The following is a 998-nucleotide window of genomic DNA, read 5'->3' on the forward strand; positions in this document are numbered from 1 at the left end:
AACCTCCCCCCCGCCGATGCCGGCGTCTGCATCCGAACCCACGGTTTCGACCGTGCTGTCCACCGCCATGATGTTGGCAACCATTCCTTTAACCCGCCCCCCCCCGATGCCGGCGTCTGCATCGTAACCCGCAATATGAACATTTTCCGCCCGGATATTACTGACTGTGCCATTAACATCAACAACACAGGCTGCTAACCCGGTCGGCTTCGCGGAATTTTTTATATTGGCACGAGTAAACTGAAGGTCACTGATGCTGCCTTCCAGGGTGTCAACAAAACAGTCAGACAGGCCGCTGATGATACGGCACTGCCCATCGTACTCCCCGGTGAATGGATGGGTATCATTGCCAATGGATTGATAGTCTTTAGTGACAACAATATCTGCTGTCTGTTTATAGGTACCGTCCAGTGGATAGTCGGGACGTCGGCCAATCTTGGCCAGGTCTTCTGCATCATTAATTTTTATGGGTGTTGATGCTGTAGTGGGTGTTGATGCTGTGGTGGGTATTGACTCTTTAGCGGCTGTTGACGCTGTAGTGGGTGTTGACTCTTTAGCGGCTGTTGATGCTGTAGTGGGTGTTGATGCTGTAACGCCTGTTGACACTGTGGCGGCGGCTGCCGCAGCCGTTGGCTCTTTAGCAGCTGTTGATGCTGTAATGGGTGTTGATGCTATAGCGGCATTCACCGGGCAAGCATTACTGTTCGAAAAATCCAGCGCATCCAGAAATTCAGTTCTCGAAGAGCAATTGGCTGTTAAAACACGTAGGTCTGCTTTTTGGCAAAGAAGCTGATCATTGGAGATAGATCCAAAATTCTCTTTAATGCCATTGACATAGCTGTTCACCGCCGTCGTGTTGGCAACCGTTGCTCCATAGCCATCATCCCCCCCCCCGATGCTGGCGTGTGCAAATTTACCCGAGGTTTCGACCCTGCTGTTCACCGCCGTGGTGTTGGCAACCGTTCCTCCATCACCAAATAAATCAAACCCATCAACCC

Annotated in this window: 1 protein-coding gene; it reads right to left on the reverse strand. The window is 51.5% G+C overall.

The window, feature by feature from the left end; all coding sequences use genetic code 11:
• The coding region (locus J7438_RS25900) for a hypothetical protein (RefSeq protein WP_209278915.1) at positions 1–998 on the reverse strand (998 nt) is incomplete at both ends.

This window comes from Thalassotalea sp. G20_0, from assembly GCF_017744175.1.
Taxonomy (GTDB): domain Bacteria; phylum Pseudomonadota; class Gammaproteobacteria; order Pseudomonadales; family Endozoicomonadaceae; genus Endozoicomonas.